The sequence below is a fragment of the Lactimicrobium massiliense genome, assembly GCF_900343155.1.
In the GTDB taxonomy this organism is placed as follows: domain Bacteria; phylum Bacillota_I; class Bacilli_A; order Erysipelotrichales; family Erysipelotrichaceae; genus Bulleidia; species Bulleidia massiliensis.
In genome coordinates, this window is record NZ_OUNG01000005.1 from 1 (window position 1) to 14,225 (window position 14,225).

The 14,225-nt window shown below is 43.5% G+C and carries 13 protein-coding genes; 10 read left to right on the forward strand and 3 right to left on the reverse strand.

The annotated features are described in order from the left end of the window. The first annotated feature begins 293 nt into the window (after positions 1-293). From DHU66_RS09315 to DHU66_RS09335, 5 genes are all read left to right on the forward strand, one after another. Complete coding sequence (locus DHU66_RS09315) at positions 294-968, forward strand: YesL family protein (RefSeq protein ID WP_108775690.1); 675 nt, start codon at positions 294-296, stop codon at positions 966-968. A 41-nt stretch (positions 969-1,009) separates the two neighbouring features. Beyond that, on the forward strand, positions 1,010-2,680 hold the full coding sequence (locus DHU66_RS09320) for a type 2 periplasmic-binding domain-containing protein (RefSeq protein ID WP_167836353.1): 1,671 nt from the start codon (positions 1,010-1,012) through the stop codon (positions 2,678-2,680). Between the two features lie 69 nt (positions 2,681-2,749). Next, positions 2,750-3,691, forward strand: a complete 942-nt coding sequence (locus DHU66_RS09325) for an ABC transporter permease (protein ID WP_108775692.1) — start codon at positions 2,750-2,752, stop codon at positions 3,689-3,691. 11 nt (positions 3,692-3,702) lie between these two features. Next, positions 3,703-4,584 carry a carbohydrate ABC transporter permease gene (locus DHU66_RS09330; protein WP_108775693.1) on the forward strand — a complete coding sequence of 294 codons (882 nt, stop codon included), beginning with the start codon at positions 3,703-3,705 and terminating at the stop codon, positions 4,582-4,584. Between the two features lie 76 nt (positions 4,585-4,660). Continuing rightward, positions 4,661-5,863, forward strand: coding sequence for an ABC transporter ATP-binding protein (locus DHU66_RS09335; protein WP_108775694.1), 1,203 nt, complete (start codon positions 4,661-4,663; stop codon positions 5,861-5,863). Between the two features lie 491 nt (positions 5,864-6,354). On the opposite strand, the gene DHU66_RS09340 is transcribed toward DHU66_RS09335, so the two are convergent. Next, positions 6,355-7,848 (reverse strand): ISL3 family transposase, encoded by a 1,494-nt coding sequence (locus DHU66_RS09340; protein WP_245309502.1) that lies wholly within the window; start codon positions 7,846-7,848, stop codon positions 6,355-6,357. A 521-nt stretch (positions 7,849-8,369) separates the two neighbouring features. On the opposite strand from DHU66_RS09340, the gene DHU66_RS09345 reads away from it, so the two are divergent. Together DHU66_RS09345 and DHU66_RS12705 are read left to right on the forward strand one after the other, a co-directional pair. Then, complete coding sequence (locus tag DHU66_RS09345) at positions 8,370-8,951, forward strand: recombinase family protein (RefSeq protein ID WP_108775695.1); 582 nt, start codon at positions 8,370-8,372, stop codon at positions 8,949-8,951. A gap of 204 nt (positions 8,952-9,155) precedes the next feature. Then, positions 9,156-9,449: a helix-turn-helix domain-containing protein gene (locus tag DHU66_RS12705; protein WP_425349076.1), complete on the forward strand. Its 294-nt coding sequence runs from the start codon at positions 9,156-9,158 to the stop codon at positions 9,447-9,449. Between the two features lie 76 nt (positions 9,450-9,525). Here the strand turns inward: DHU66_RS12705 and istB are convergent, their stop codons facing one another. Together istB and istA are read right to left on the reverse strand one after the other, a co-directional pair. After that, positions 9,526-10,257, reverse strand: a complete 732-nt coding sequence (istB, locus tag DHU66_RS09355; protein ID WP_108775697.1) for an IS21-like element helper ATPase IstB — start codon at positions 10,255-10,257, stop codon at positions 9,526-9,528. Then, a complete protein-coding gene (gene istA, locus DHU66_RS09360) occupies positions 10,257-11,792 on the reverse strand; it encodes an IS21 family transposase (protein ID WP_108775698.1) in 1,536 nt (511 codons plus the stop codon). Before istA ends, istB begins: the two co-directional genes overlap by 1 nt. 123 nt (positions 11,793-11,915) lie before the next feature. On the opposite strand from istA, the gene DHU66_RS09365 reads away from it, so the two are divergent. The 3 genes from DHU66_RS09365 (at position 11,916) to DHU66_RS09375 (ending at position 14,174) form a co-directional block, all read left to right on the forward strand. Continuing rightward, positions 11,916-12,191 carry a hypothetical protein gene (locus DHU66_RS09365; protein ID WP_108775699.1) on the forward strand — a complete coding sequence of 92 codons (276 nt, stop codon included), beginning with the start codon at positions 11,916-11,918 and terminating at the stop codon, positions 12,189-12,191. Between the two features lie 473 nt (positions 12,192-12,664). Beyond that, a complete protein-coding gene (locus DHU66_RS09370) occupies positions 12,665-13,753 on the forward strand; it encodes an acyltransferase family protein (RefSeq protein ID WP_108775700.1) in 1,089 nt (362 codons plus the stop codon). Further along, positions 13,743-14,174, forward strand: coding sequence for a helix-turn-helix domain-containing protein (locus DHU66_RS09375; RefSeq protein ID WP_074731462.1), 432 nt, complete (start codon positions 13,743-13,745; stop codon positions 14,172-14,174). The genes DHU66_RS09370 and DHU66_RS09375 overlap by 11 nt, the downstream gene beginning before the upstream one ends. The last annotated feature ends 51 nt before the right edge of the window (positions 14,175-14,225 follow it).

The following is a 14,225-nucleotide window of genomic DNA, read 5'->3' on the forward strand; positions in this document are numbered from 1 at the left end:
AGAAGCTTGTGGCACTTCCAATTGAAAATCTCAGTATGAATCGTGAAATAGATATTGTTTATCCAAATGGTTTTGAACATATGGATATTCTAAAAAAAATTTCTGCAATTTATCATGAACAATGAAATGGCTTAATTTACAGCAATTATGAACTTGTTATTTGAACAGTGTCAAAAATAGCAGTTGCATTTCCATAATGAAAGCGCTTAAATAGGCCTAGTAGGATTAGACATTGAGTTATCTCTCTCAGAAATATAAAGAAACTTAGACATAAATACACGGGGGGGAAGAAAATGAGCAAAATGAATCAGAAAGATGACAGTCCTGTTTTCAGCAAGCTGCAGTTAATCGCAAATCTGATGATTTTAAATGTGCTGTGGCTGCTCTGCTCACTTCCGATTGTGACAATAGGCGCCAGTACGGCAGCATTGAATTATACATGCATTAAAATGCGTAGAGACGAAGGGGAGAGCATTGTCAGAATGTTCTTTCACAGCTTCAAGACAAATATTCGTCCTGCTCTGATTCTGGGGACCGGCTTTCTGGCCGTATTGATTATTCTGACTGCCGGTTTCATCCAGACCCTTGGTGCCATCAATGCCGGAAAAACAGTATCTGTCGTATTTGCAGTATTAATTGTTGTGCTGTTATTCTGCTGGCTGGTCTACTTCACATATGTATTCATGACCTTAAGCAGATTTGACAACACGATCTTCCGTACATTAACCAACAGCATGTACTTTGCTCTACATAACTTCATCTCAACATTGAAAATACTCGGCATAGAATCATTCGGATTAATCATTATTCCTCTGTTTCTGTGGCGCTTCATACCAGCATTATTTGTCATCGTTCTGATGATAGGCGTACCAGTTACAGCCTACATCATTTCCAAAGAATTCAATGACGTGATATTTGCTGAATATATCCCGGAGCCTTTCGATCAGGCAGTACCATCACAAATGTGATGATCCATATGCAATGCTTTAATCATTTAGGAGGAAAGTTTATGAAAGGCATTATCAAAAAGACGCTGGCAGTTGCTCTGCCGGCCGCCATGCTCATGTGCGGCTGCAGCAGCGGCAGCACATCCGCTTCATCCGGATCCTCATCAACGGAAACGACAAAAGTTGAAATCCCGAAATCCGATGTCGTAAAAGGTGAAACCGATCAGGAGACCTATCCGATCAGCGATGAAAAGATCACGCTGACAATGTGGTATCCGATGGCCGGATCCATGGGCAACCTCGCCGACTTCAACGATGGTGAATTCTGGCAGTGGCTGGAAGACAAGACCAACATTCACATTGAATTCATTGTTCCGCCGGCTGGATCCGAAGCTGAATCATTCAATCTCCTGTTCACATCTGACAATCTGCCTGACATTATTTACAACCAGGTAGACCAGCAGTCCTACCGTGACGGTATGGATGCCTGCATTGATGACGGCTACGTTGTCGATATGTCACAGTACCTTGATATCGCACCTAACTACGTCAGCTGGCTCAACAGTATTGACGGCGTCGATAAGAACGTATTCACCGACTCCGGCAAGATGTATGGCATGTGGGGATTCTGGGACAATATGGAAAACGGCTATGCTGACCAGGGCCTCTCCATCCGCAAGGACTTCCTTGATAAAGTAGGCATGGATGTTCCTAAAACATATGATGATTGGGAAAAGGTTCTGACCGCATTCAAAGATCAGCTTGGCATTGAAGCACCGCTCTATACTTCCAAGTATGGTATCGATAATGGTGAATTCATGGCCGGCTATGGCGTAGCTCCATACTTCTACCAGCATGATGGCCAAATCAAGTACGGACCAATGGAAGACGGCTATAAAGATTATCTGACCATGATGCATGACTGGTATGAAAAGGGACTGCTTGATCCTGACTTCTCTACCAGACAGTCCAGTGGCATTACAGCTGATAGCGATATGATTTTGAACGACAAGGTCGGCGCACTGGTAGACTATGGCACACGTATGACGGATGCCTATATTTCCAGAGGTGCAACAAATCCTGATTTCTGGGCAGTCGCAGCTCCACAGCCGAAGAAGAGTGCTGATTCTGCAGATCCTGCATGGCGCATGGTTTCCGGCAACTACATGAATATGCTGAATGTCTGCACATTGGTCAATGCCAAGAGCGAACATATCAAGGAAGCCATCAAGTGGCTGGATACATTCTATGCAAAGGATGTTTATCTGAATGCAAACTATGGTATCGACAGTGAAGAGGGTGTTGTCTGGAATGCTGATCCTAAAGATGGTCACCGCATCGGCAACTATGACTTCCGTTACCACAACCCGGATGGACTTGATTCTGCAACAGTTGCTGTGAAGTACTGGGCAAAGAATCCTAACATCCGTGTAGAAGCAGCTCAGATTGAGCAGATGCCTAAGGAAAGATCTGCTGCATATCCGATCTGGTCCAAGTATGAACCAACCGATTTCATTCCGACAACCTGCACAATGACGGCTGATGAGAATACAGAATATTCCAATCTGTATGTTGAAATTGAATCGTATGTTCAGGAAAACAATGTCAAGTTCATCAATGGTGAGCGATCCCTCGATGAATATGATGATTACAGAAATACTCTGAAAGACATGGGTATTGACCGCTGCATTGAGCTCCGTCAGGCAGCATTAGACCGTTATAACGCTAGATAAATTCGCTTCATCCTAGGAGCAGTGAGGTGATCTCTCTGCTCCTTCCATTTTTATATAAGGGTTTCCATTATGACAAAAGATATAACTAAAACAAAAAAGAAAAGTTTTGGCCAGAGACTGAAGAAAGATTTCAAGGATCACTGGGAACTGTATCTGATGGCTCTGCCAGTCGTTATTTATTTCCTTTTATTCAACTATCTGCCAATGGCCGGAATTGTCATGGCCTTTCAGAAGTACAGCATGCGCAAGGGCATTTTTGGAAGTGGGTGGGTCGGCCTGCAGAACTTCCAGCGCTTCTTCTCTTCTCCTAACTTCTGGAGATTACTGAGAAACACTCTTCTGATCAGCTTCTACGGCCTTCTGTTCTCATTCCCGCTGCCGATTGTATTTGCATTATGCCTGAATGAAGTCAGAAATGCCAAGTTCAAGAAGTTTGTCCAGACAGTATCCTATCTTCCATACTTCATTTCTGTCGTCGTTGTCGTTTCCATTCTCTTTGATTTTGGTAAATCAAATGGCTTGTTTACAATCATTGCTGAAAAATTCGGATGGACTGGCGACGCAGTCATTTCTTCACCAAAGTGGTTCCGTACATTGTATATCGGATCAAACCTCTGGCAGCATCTTGGCTATAATTCCATTATTTTCATTTCAGCTCTTGCGGCCATTGATCCTACCTTATACGAAGCAGCCCGCATTGACGGTGCCAACCGCTGGCAGCAGACGCTTCATGTGACCCTGCCGGGCATTTCTTCAACAATTGTCGTATTACTGATACTGCGTCTTGGTCAGATCATGGGAGTGGGCTATGAAAAGATCATCCTGATGTATGGTCCATCCACCTATGAAACAGGTGATGTTATTGCAAGTTACGTTTATCGTATGGGTCTTCTGAATTCAGACTATTCATACTCCACGGCAGTCAACCTGTTCAATTCTGTCATCAATCTGATCGTGCTTACAGTTGCCAACTTGATCAGCCGCAAGGTCAATGAGACCAGCATCTGGTAAAGGAGGCTGTTATGAATAAGCGCACTAAAGGTGAAAAAATATTTTCCATATTCAATACCATTATTCTGTCATTACTATGTGTGATATTCCTGCTGCCGATCTGGCATGTTGCCATGGGATCCATCAGCGATCCGCTTCAGGTTGCTGCTCACAGCGGACTGTTTCTGAAACCATTGGGAACACCAACTCTTGGCGGATACAAGCTGGTCATGCAGAATTCAAACATTCTGCGCTCCTATGGAAATACCATCCTCTATGTTGTTGTTTCGACATTTATCGGATTGGTTCTGAATATTCTGGCTGCCTATATTATGTCCAGAAAGAATCTGATGTTCGGCAAGGCATTCTCCAAGATGGTTGTATTCACCATGATCTTCAACGGAGGACTTGTTCCAACCTTCATCGTCATGAATAAGCTCGGCCTTTACAATACACGCTGGGCAGTCATTCTTCCTGGTGCCTTAACGGCATTCAATATCATTATCATGCGTACATCCTTTATGGATATACCAGAAGAAATGATTGAGTCAGCCCGCATTGACGGGGCAGATGATGCCAAGATTCTGACCAGAATTATTCTGCCGGTCAGTAAGGAAATCGTTGCAGTTATCGTATTGTTCTATGCTGTTCAGCATTGGAATGAATGGTTCAACGCATCGATTTACCTGCAGGACAGAAGCTTATGGCCGCTGCAGCTTGTACTTCGTGAAATCGTTCTTCAGTCAACTGAAAACAGTATTGTTGCTGATGCAAGTGGTGAAGATGTCATGATCTACCGACCGCTCATCAAATATGCAACAATTATGATTTCCATCATTCCTATGATGATTCTGTATCCATTTGTACAGAAATACTTCGTAACCGGTGTCATGGTCGGCTCTGTAAAAGGTTAATTTAGTTAAATAAAGCCAGTAGACCATTTCATGGTCTCATAATCCGCAGACATGCGGGGCAAAAGGAGAAAATAATATGGCTTCAGTAGAATTAAAACATATCACCAAGGTTTATCCAAATACGGAAAAGACCAGTAAGAGAAAACGCAGAAAAGAAGAAAAAGAAGAGAAAAAGCATAATCTGAAAGTCACCGAAGAAGGTGTGCTTGCTGTTGATGACTTCAATCTTTCCATTCAGGATAAGGAATTCATTGTTCTGGTAGGACCTTCCGGATGTGGCAAATCCACAACCCTGCGCATGGTCGCAGGACTTGAGGAAATCACAAGAGGTGATCTCTATATCGATAAAAAACGCATGAATGATGTTGCGCCGAAGGACAGAGATATTGCGATGGTATTCCAGTCCTATGCCCTCTATCCGCATATGACGGTCAGAGGAAACATGGAATTCCCGCTGAAATTAAGAAAGGTACCGAAAGATGAAATCAACCGCAAGGTAAATGAAGCAGCGGAAATACTGGGCATCACAGAATACCTTGACCGCAAGCCGAAGGCACTGTCAGGCGGGCAGAGACAGAGAGTTGCCATCGGACGGGCAATTGTCAGAAATCCGAAAGTTCTCTTGATGGATGAGCCATTATCCAATCTTGACGCGAAGCTGAGAAACCAGATGCGTGCAGAGATCATCAAATTAAGACAGAAGATCAATACGACCTTCATTTATGTTACGCATGACCAGACGGAAGCAATGACACTGGGTGACCGTATTGTTGTCATGAAAGACGGCGTCATCCAGCAGGTAGGAACACCACAAGAAGTTTACAGCCATCCGTTAAATATTTTCGTGGCCGGCTTTATTGGTGTACCACAGATGAACTTCTATGATGCAAGGCTTATCAAAGACGGAGACAAATACTCCGTACAGGTTGAAAATGCCATGATTGAACTTTCCAAAGACAAAGAGGAAAGATTAGCAAGCGAGCATGTTGAATCACAGAATGTTACCGTTGGTGTGCGTCCGGAACATATTGAACTCAAAGGCGATCCGGATAAGATGATCAAGGCAACCGTTGATGTCAGTGAGATGATGGGATCTCAGATTCATCTTCATGTCAATGCCATGGGCAAGGATGGCATCATCATCGTAGATACGATGGGCCTGAATGAAAGACAATTCTCCATCGGTGAGGAAATTGATTTCACTTTCCCGGGCGAAGTAGCTCATGTATTTGGAAAAGACGGAAGAAACCTCGAGTTTCCTGCCGCAACAAATAACTGAAGGCTGAGGAATACTTATGATGGTTCTTCTGACCATACTGCTTGCCGCTTTGATCGCAGCTAAAATCATTTGTGCAGTCTGGTATCAGAAGAATGAAAAGGAAGTGAATCATTCTGAATGAGGCAGACGCAGGATGCTGTATATCAACAGCATCTTTTTCTTTTGTATTATAAGAATTTCAATTCGGGTTTTTGAATATGTGAAATCAACAGAAAAGATCACAAGCATATCAAGGCATAATAAAAGAGTCATAAATATAGTGATGGAATGAATATTATTGTTTTTTGAAATGATAGGAATCTTTGCGATACATATTGCTTAGGCAGAAAGGGCAGAGATGATGATCTTCATAATGATCTGGATCGTCATCCAAATAACGATATAAGTCCAAATCTTCTTGAGTGACTTCCTTTCTAAAGAAAAGCGCCCATCTCTGGACGCTTGATTATTTTGGTTCAGTCCTAATTCCTGTTGATAGATGTACCCAGAGGTCATGAGAATTTCCTGCTGGCATCAATGATCTTCAGGAAGAAATATTCATCATCTGGATAGCCGTATCCTTTGCGTCTCAATGTTTTTATCATCTGGTTGGTTCCTTCAACTTTGCCGGATGAGATATGGACTCTTGCATGAGAGATAATTCCTTTCATGTGTTCCTCAAGCAGCTTGGCAAACCATATGAAATGCTTGTTCTCTGTTGCTTTGCAGGTGCGTATGATCCGGTTAATATGAATCTTCATGCCTCTTTCGCTATTTGCTCTGTATGCTTTATCAAGCTGTTCCTTTACCAGATCCATGGTGAAGAACAGCTTGTTTTCATCCAATAGCTTCTTGTATTCTTCTTCAATGCCTGCTTTCTGCTTCACCTCCGGCTTCTTGAACAGATCGCTTCCACGGGCAATGGTTTTGCCCGCTTTGGCATCTTTTTCCTTCTGCTTTCTTGTTTCAGCACTTGTCATCAGAACATACTTAGAGCCTTTGAGAGCTTTGGCAGCTTCTGTATTGCCTTCTTCTATCAGGCGCTTCTGTTCCTCTTTACGGACTTCTGATACCACCTTGTCATTGAAGTTTTTGATCAGATGGAAATGGTCATAGACAATATCCAGCCATTCACAGCGATCTTTAAAGGCTTCTTCAAAGTCACTGTTCATATCACAGGCCACTGCCTTCACGTTCTTCATCCAGTCGATGCCGACCCAGTCAATAAAGTCATATACAGTCTGTTTCTTCTTGCCATAGGCAAGGTACAGCACATGTCCGCTCTTCAGGTCCATGATCAGCGTAGCGTATTTATGGCCTTTATGAAGAAGAAATTCATCAATGCCAAGATACTCCAGGCATTCTGCAGGCTTCTTCAGTTCCTTGCCTTCACCATTAACGGTATACAGTTCCTGAAGGCGCTTCTTATCGATCTCCTTGACTGTATTCTTGCTTAAACCGGTAATGATGGATATTTCCTTCATTGTCAGTCCAAAGCGAAGCAGATCGCGTGTATAGTTCTCAAGAGCAGCTGTAATCAGATGTCCCTGAGCCTTGAAATCTAATGGTTCTGTATAAGTACTGACCGGACAGTTCTTATTCTGGCAGAGTGCTCTCTGCTTGGATACAACAATATGAGTATAGATACCTCCCATAGGAATGTGTTTCAAGTCAACCTCAGTTGTGCCGTTATACACCGTTTCCTGGCCACAGCAACTGCAGTAGATCGGCTGTCCGTTCAGACGATTCAGCTTTCCCTTAAAGAAGTATTCAGTGACACTGCGCCTGGCAGTTCTGGATGATGTGCCCACAGAGATCTCTTTAACGGCCGTTTCCGGCATACCAACCTGGGTAAAGGATGGCAGACCTGATGAGAATGTTAAAATGCCACTCTGGAGTTGCACATCAGAAATTGAATCAATCAGATCATGTGCATCAGAGCGCAGATCGTCTGATCTTGTATCAATTAATTCTCCCTGAATAAGCGGCTGTGTGTTAACATTCATATGGATCTCCTATCTTGTATGTTTGGGTACACACAATTATACGAGATCCATTTTTATATTCGTACTATATCTCCATCCCACATGGCGTCATATCAACAGGTTTTGGGATTGAGCCAAAAAAATTCGCAGTTATCGGGCGTGGTTGGGGTAGGGTGCGGATATAGGGGACATGCCCCCCATATAGGAGACAAAGAAAAAGAACAGCTGCCAACCACATGGGAACTTAATCCAAGCATGGGACAGTTGTTCTTTCTAACTTTCTAACTTAGATATAGCAGAATCATGGTGAAAGCCAAGCACTCATAAGATTGCTTTTCTTGTGGTCAGGTGATCAGACCTTAAACAGTGATGAGCATTGCAGCCGTTTCACATGAGCATGTCGTCTTAATGTGTATCACTAGGGTATACTCAATTGATTCATACAAAGTTGTGTTTCACAATATGGTTTAATATAATTCATATGATACATATATGTTTCATGTAATATTTATACTCTATTGAAATATACGGGGGTCTCTGAAATGAAGATAGGATATTGCCGATGCAGTACCATTGATCAAAACACGGCAAGACAAGAGAAGATATTGAAGGATTTAGGCTGCGAAAAGATCTATACAGATATGGTTTCTGGCAAAAGCAGAGATCGGCCAGGCTTACAGGAAATGTTAAGCTTCATTCGTGAAGGTGACATCCTTTATGTTGAATCAATTTCACGTCTTGCAAGATCGACGCATGACCTTCTGGATATCATTGATGAGTTGCAACAGAAAAAGGTATCTTTTGTGTCAGAGAAGGAAAGGATTGATACTAATACTCCACAGGGGCAGTTTATGCTAACTGTTTTTGCTGCAATGGCAGAACTGGAGCGGTCTCAAATCCGACAGCGCCAAGCTGAGGGAATTGCGATTGCCAAAAAGGAAGGAAAATATAAAGGTAGGCAACCAAAAGCTATCGATTATATTCTTTTAGAAGAATTGTATGAGAAATGGAAGAGAGGCGAAATCACTCAGAAATATATGTGTTCAAAGCTAAATGTAAGCAGAGCAACATTGTTCAGAATCATTAAGAAAAGGTATCGCTCTTCTATCAGCTCTTTCAAGTGATGTGTTCCTAAGTTGAACATATGCTCTTAAAGCTCTATGAGCTGATTTTTAAAAGCCCTCCATTAACTTGTGTGTTCGAGGATCATCCCGCATACTTGTTATTGGCCTTGAATTTACAATCTAAACGCAACAGATAAGAAAGGCAGCTCAGAGTGTCTTGATACAATGAAGTTTGTAAAGATGACATTGAGAAAAGAGACTATTATGTACTGCCATCATCATCTTACACTGGAAGAACGTGAACAGATCATGAAATATTTAGTTCTCAGGAAAACTGTCACAGAAATAGCGACAGAGCTTCACCGGTCCAAATCAACGATCTCACGGGAAATAAAGCGAAACAGCAGTGATTCGGAATACCGCCCATCAGTGGCTGAATATTCCGGTCATCCTAGGGCCAGTGTTCCGGATCTTCAAGGCCGTTTGTCCGGAGTGTCAAGGCCGGGCAAAAATTACCAGTCAATTTCGGCACCGAAGTCCTGCGTTCCGGAGTTGTAAGGCCACCCTCATGCATGTGAAACCCGGCTTGTTTTATTCCAAGTCGGGTTTCGCCGTCTATCCGGGTTGGTGAATGTCAGTCATTTCTGGTTCGCATTGACTTGTCTCCAAGGATCATGATCCGCTCTGCGCATGCTGTGAGTCGGTCCATGATTGCTTCGGCAACTGCGCCACTTCCGAGACGTTCTCTCCAGCCGTCCTCTGTGTACTGAGAGCCGACAATCGTTGCACTATGCCGGTATCTTCCTTCAAGGACTTCAAGGATCTGTTCACATTGTCCTTCTTTGACAGGATAGAGGAGCCAGTCGTCAATGATTAGAAGGTCTCTGGAGTGGTATTTCTTCAGTAGCTTTTCATATTCTCCTTCCATCTTTGCACGCTCAATTTCATTGAACAGTTCCGGCATTCGAATATACAGAACTTTATAGTTCTGCTGACAGGCTCTGTTTCCTAACGCTGCCAAAATATAAGTCTTGCCTGCGCCGGTGGCACCAGTTACCAGAATGTTTTTGGGTTTATGAATATACTGGTTCGTTGCCAGAGCCGTGATTTGATTGCGGTTAAGATTACGGTCCTGGTAATATTTAATACCTTCGATTACCGCATTTGAATCAGGAAAATGTGCTTCCTTTATCCTTCTGCTCAGTCGCCGGTTATCTCTGGAATCCATCTCTGCATCCACAAGGAAAGATAAGCGTTCATCGAACGTCATATCCATGATACCGGGCACTGAATCCTGTGTTTCATAGGCAGCAGCCATAGTCTTCAGATGAAGCTTTCTGAGTTTATCAAGAGTTGACTGGTCCATTAGTGTTTGCCTCCGTAGTACTCGTTTCCACGGACAATGGCATGAGATTCCGGATGCACAGCTTCCTGGTCAGGCTCGCCTTGATAGTGCTCAAGGATTAACTTAATATCCTTGTAGCGGGGAACAGTGATAACAGATAAGGCCTTGGCACAGGTCTTTTCTAACCGCTCAGGGGTGTATTTGTCTGCGAATTTCAGGATGGACATGCAGGCGTTATATCCCTGTTCTTCAACTTTGTAGGATTTCAGAAGCTGATCGATTACCTCGTATACAGATGGGCCGATAGATTCTGCCCACTTGCGGAAGCGGTCTCCGCTCCAGTCCAGAGCCTTTTTGTGGTTTGCGGGCATGTGCTCCGGATTTGTTGAATACTGGCCAGGATGACCGTATAAACGTGGATGAGAAGCGATTCTGGAATCGTCCAAATAGATATCGACCTTATATTTCGAAATGCGTGCGCGTACCTTCTGATGAATATAACGGAACGGAACGCTGTAGTACATACGATCAACGGCGATGTGATAATTCAGCTGAACAGTGGCAGTTTTCCATATCCCATACTCATACGGCTCACGTGGCAGGCTGTGAAGAAGGGGCTTCTCAATTGTCATGAATTCTTCAAGCCGAGAACCTTCCCGTTTTTCGAACTTATCCGCATTGAATTGGTTCAGATATTCCCGGCATAATTTGCCTGCTTCGGAGAAGCTTCCGGGTTTCTGCTTATATAATCGTGCAATGATCTTTGAAGTGAGTTTACCTACCGTTCCTTCCACGGATGCCTTGGCTTTCGGAGTCCTCACCGGCGCAGCCAGGATGGCGGTGTCATAGTAATCTGCCATTTCCCGGTAGCTGGGGTTTTCAACCCAGTCGCCCATTTCCGGGTGAGAAAGAATACCAGTCTTGAGATTGTCACAAAAGAGGATAGGAGTAACACCGCGGAAGAACTCATACATATTCACATGAGCCCCGATCCAGTTCTCCAACTTCATATCCGGAAGGATCTCCGCATAAGCGTACTGACTATAAGGAAGAACCGCAACGAACATATACCCGTAAGTAACTTCCCCGGTATCCGGATCTGTGATAGGTACTTTCGTCCCCGCCCAGTCAACTTCGATCCGCTCTCCTGGCTTATGCTGTTTATGCATAGTGGCATTATTGACCGTGGCTTCCCGCGCAAACAATTCACAGAACTGAGAGTACTGATAGGGAATTCCTCCTGTCGCCTGCACCTCTTTGACGTAGTCTTCCCAGAGGACCTTCTTAGTCATGCCGGGAATACGATCATAGTCCTTGAGCATTTCGTTAAAGTCCGGCTTTACCTGAATAGACTCCTGTTTCTTCCTTGGAAAAAGCGTTTGGTGAATCTCGTCTTCACTCTTGTCTTTCACCTCCTCCCATTGCAATTTCAGTGAAGACGACGCTTGTCGGACAGCAGCCACAGAATCCCTGCCAACGTGAAGCTGGCTGGCGATCTGTCTGCCCGATAGTCCTGTGGTTGATAGAAGCCGCAGGATCTCCTTGTACTTTGACATAAAAAACCTCCTTTCGTACAAGTGAGGCAATCAGCCTCATCGTCATTATAGAAAGAAGGTTTCTTAAGGAATCCTGACAAATCTGCGTGGCCTTAGAGGTCCGGAATCACATCAAATCAGTCTTTGAAAAAGTGGCCTTGGTTTCACCGGAAACCCGGCTTCGCCACATCGGTATATTCAAGTGGCACAGGTAAATTATGTGCAAAGGCTAAAGAGAAGGCACTCAACGTTGCTCTCAACAAGATCACAGGCCGCTGGGATGATACAAAGCTTGCTGATCTGTTTGATCAGAGGGATCCGGATGACCTGAAGCTCACCGGTTTCGATGATGATGAGCTGTCTGATCTGTTTGACAGCAGCAAGCACATCGAGACCGTCTGTCTACTAACACATTCTTGAAGAAAAAGGGCTGAAAAAGCCTGATTTACTGGGGTTTCTGTCACCGGGAGCAGAGCGTGCTCGGTGTGATGGAAGCCCTCTTTTTATGTCTGAGGGAACTGGTCAGGAGCAGTGGCGTGGCTACGATTTTACTATTTCAGAAAACGAGTAAACGATTTTACTATTTGGGGTTGGTCGAGACTATGAGTTTATTGATGAAAAGAAAGAAAGCGGCGGCAGCGGAGTGATGCGTTCAATGCCATGTTGAACGGCATCAAGAATATCTGCGGAAATATATTGACGGATATCAAGTGAAGCTGGTCAGTGCTACAAGCTAAGGGAGGTTGTGGGAGGTGAGCTTTGTGCTGAAGAAATTTTAGATTTCGCAACCAGCTTTAACATTTCAGAGGTATAAATGTTCGGTTTGATTGGTAGACATGGGTATACCTTGCAATTAAAATAATGTTAAAATAAATTGCAAAAGTGAGAAATACATGAGGAAATACTACTTAGACAATATCAGATGGGTAACTGTAGTTTTGGTTGTCATTTATCATGTGATTTACATGTATAATGGCGAAGGCATTCTCGGAGGAGCTGGAAAGATTACTTCTCTTGATATGCAGTATTATGACATTTTCCTATATGCGGTCTATCCATGGTTTATGCTTCTGTTATTCCTTGTATCGGGAATATGCTCCAGATATTATCTGGACAGTCACACCGCAAAGGAATTTGCGAAAAACAGGACAAGGAAGCTGCTTATTCCCTCTACCGTAGGACTATTTGCGTTTCAGTTCATCCAGGGATATGTCAGCATGTCAATAAGCAACGCTTTTGATTCCATGCACGAAGTGCCTGCCGTGATCAAGTATTTCATTATGGTGTTAAGCGGAACGGGAGTTCTGTGGTACATACAGCTGCTTTGGCTATTTTCGATGGTTCTTCTTCTCGTCATAAAAATAGATAAGGACAGGCTGTGGAAATTGGGTGGAAAGGCTAACTTCATAGCGATACTTTTGATGGCTCTTGTAATATGGGGAGCAGCGCAGATTCTTAACACGCCGATTGTTGTGGTTTATCGGTTTGGATATTACGGAGCTGCTTTCTTGCTTGGCTACTTTGTGTTTTCACATGATGAGGTAATTGCGACACTGAAAAAATATTTTGTATTGCTGCTTGTTCTTGGTGTAGGTGTTGGAACAGCCTTCTGCATCATGTACTTTGGTGACAACTATGCGGAAGCCCCTATCAACAGATCGATCCTGTTTACAGTTTTCGGATGGTTTGCAAGCATGGCGATTCTTAGCGGTGCAGCAAAGTATGCTGATAAGCAAAACGCTTTTACGATATGGATGAGTAAAAACAATTTTGGGTTATATGTATTTCATTACCTTGGGATATCAACAGCAGCCCTGCTTCTTGGAAAACCAGGTAATCTTCCGACAACTATGATTTATATTATCAGCTTGATTGCAGGCTTTGTGGTGGCATATGCCTTGAATGCCGTAATCTCCAGAATACCATTCTTCAGATGGGCGGTGCTCGGAATAAAGAAAGAGAGAAAAAACGATGTTTCATGACAATCTGATAACACTTAGAAAAATGAAAAATATGACGCAGGAAGATATAGCTGATATAGTTGGCGTTTCCCGGCAGTCTGTAGCAAAGTGGGAAACCGGAGAAACTGTTCCTGATTTGGACAAGTGTAAAAAACTTGCGGAAATATTTGAAGTGTCGCTTGATGATCTGGCCAATTATAAATCGGAGGATAGCATGGGGATGCCGCTTCCACCAAAAGGAAAACATCTCTTCGGAATGGTAACTGTAGGTGATAAAGGGCAGATTGTGATTCCTGCTAAAGCAAGAAAGATATTTGAGATTTCACCTGGAGATCAGTTGGTGGTACTTGGCGATGAAAGACAAGGACTTGCTATCATGAAATCAGAAAGCATCTTAGCCTTTGCCGATGCAGTCAGGAACGGAACGGTAGTACAGGAATAGATAACGAGGCAATGGATATGTTCCTGACCGCGTTTATGTGAACAGGCGCAG

Bases quoted from the DNA above. Each gene is read 5' to 3' on its own strand.
- DHU66_RS09320 (WP_167836353.1), top strand. From the start codon at position 1,010: ATGAAAGGCATTATCAAAAAGACGCTGGCAGTTGCTCTGCCGGCCGCC.
- istA (WP_108775698.1), bottom strand. From the start codon at position 11,792: ATGTCAAAGTACAAGGAGATCCTGCGGCTTCTATCAACCACAGGACTA.
- istB (WP_108775697.1), bottom strand. From the start codon at position 10,257: ATGGACCAGTCAACTCTTGATAAACTCAGAAAGCTTCATCTGAAGACT.
- DHU66_RS09335 (WP_108775694.1), top strand. From the start codon at position 4,661: ATGGCTTCAGTAGAATTAAAACATATCACCAAGGTTTATCCAAATACG.
- DHU66_RS09370 (WP_108775700.1), top strand. From the start codon at position 12,665: ATGAGGAAATACTACTTAGACAATATCAGATGGGTAACTGTAGTTTTG.
- DHU66_RS09315 (WP_108775690.1), top strand. From the start codon at position 294: ATGAGCAAAATGAATCAGAAAGATGACAGTCCTGTTTTCAGCAAGCTG.
- DHU66_RS09345 (WP_108775695.1), top strand. From the start codon at position 8,370: ATGAAGATAGGATATTGCCGATGCAGTACCATTGATCAAAACACGGCA.
- DHU66_RS09375 (WP_074731462.1), top strand. From the start codon at position 13,743: ATGTTTCATGACAATCTGATAACACTTAGAAAAATGAAAAATATGACG.
- DHU66_RS09330 (WP_108775693.1), top strand. From the start codon at position 3,703: ATGAATAAGCGCACTAAAGGTGAAAAAATATTTTCCATATTCAATACC.
- DHU66_RS09325 (WP_108775692.1), top strand. From the start codon at position 2,750: ATGACAAAAGATATAACTAAAACAAAAAAGAAAAGTTTTGGCCAGAGA.
- DHU66_RS09340 (WP_245309502.1), bottom strand. From the start codon at position 7,848: ATGAATGTTAACACACAGCCGCTTATTCAGGGAGAATTAATTGATACA.
- DHU66_RS12705 (WP_425349076.1), top strand. From the start codon at position 9,156: ATGTACTGCCATCATCATCTTACACTGGAAGAACGTGAACAGATCATG.